The following is a 1,349-nucleotide window of genomic DNA, read 5'->3' as shown; positions in this document are numbered from 1 at the left end:
CCGTGCTCGGTGACCTGGTTGACGGCCAGGATCCGGGAGGAGGGCCGGCCGCGTTCGTCGGCGGTGGCCAGGGCCAGGGCGCGCGGCTCGCGCACACCGCGCTCGGTGGCCGCCGCCAGCCAGTCGGCGAGCAGTCCCATCGGCTCGGCGGGCGGGGTGCGGAACTGCGGGAAGTCCACCTCCACGGTGCCCGTCAACGTCTCCGAACGCCGCGCACCGGCCCGCCCGTTGGCCGACGTGGTAGCGGAGCCGTTGGCAGTGCCGTTGCCGCTGACGTTCAGCTCGGACAGCTCAGACATGAATCGTTCCTTCGATCGTGACGACGCCGTGGCCCGAGACCTCGACGGAGTCGACCCGGTCTCCCTCGCCCTGGACCAGCGCCCTCATGGGGGAGGGGCGGCCGATCTCGATGCCCTGGGTGATCTCGATGAGCTGCCCGTACGAGCCGAGGCCGTGCCGGGCGATGTGGATCGCGATGGGGCCGGCGACCGAGCCGGTGGCGGCGTCCTCCACCACCCCGTACGCGGGCGAGAACATGCGGTTGCGCCAGGTGGTCCCGGACCCGGCGATGCAGTTGGTCGCCATGTCGGGGAAGCTCGCGAGGGCGCGGTGGTCGGGGTCCACCTTCGACAGGGCCTCGAAGCTCTCGAAGCCCACCAGGACGTGCCGCGGGCCGTTGCGGTAGATCTCCACCGGCAGCGTCGACTCGCGGACGCCCAGCGCCTCCAGGAGCTCGTCGGCACGGTCGAAGGGCTCCCAGACGGGCACCGGCTGGCGCATGCTCGTCGAGACGACCTGCCCGCCGACGCGCTGCAGCTCGAAGGGGATCACGCCCATCGCGGTCTCGATCCGCAGCTGGTCCGCGTCGGTGCGCCGGCCCAGGGCGATGGCCGTGCCCAGCAACGGGTGCCCGGCGAAGGGGAGTTCGTTGACGGGCGTGAAGATCCGTACGTGTACGTCGCCGCCCTGCTTGGGGGCGAGCACGAACGTGGTCTCCGAAAGGTTCATCTCCCGTGCGATGCGTTGCATCTGCTCGGCCGTCAGGTCGTCGGCGTCGAAGAACACGGCCACCGGATTGCCGGTGAGGGGCTCTCGGGCGAACGCGTCGACGACTACGTAGTTGTGCATCTGCTCTCCACTGTCATTGGGGGCGGCCGTGAGGTGCCGGGACGGTGACCACGATGCGCCGTCCATCTTTGGTTGACCCTGATTCCAGCTGGAACGGCGCCGAAATCCCCGGTTCCGGGGCCGGTCGGGTCAGGCGGGCCAGGCGTTGACGGCGTGCAGGGCCTGGGTGGGGTTGAGGCGGGGGTCGCAGCACGAGGTGTAGCGCTCGCCCACGGTTTCCA

Annotated in this window: 1 protein-coding gene and 1 pseudogene; both read right to left on the bottom strand. The window is 70.6% G+C overall.

The window, feature by feature from the left end:
* Positions 1–299 (bottom strand): annotated as a pseudogene (locus AB0H82_RS36415) (oxidase); the annotation flags it as partial.
* Positions 292–1,128 carry a PhzF family phenazine biosynthesis isomerase gene (locus tag AB0H82_RS36410; RefSeq protein WP_362999833.1) on the bottom strand — a complete coding sequence of 279 codons (837 nt, stop codon included), beginning with the start codon at positions 1,126–1,128 and terminating at the stop codon, positions 292–294. The gene AB0H82_RS36410 and the pseudogene AB0H82_RS36415, both read right to left, overlap by 8 nt.
* Positions 1,129–1,349 lie beyond the last annotated feature (221 nt).

It is taken from the genome of Streptomyces sp. NPDC050732 (assembly GCF_040654255.1).
In the GTDB taxonomy this organism is placed as follows: Bacteria; Actinomycetota; Actinomycetes; order Streptomycetales; family Streptomycetaceae; genus Streptomyces.
This window is presented reverse-complemented; position numbering and strand designations above follow the sequence as displayed.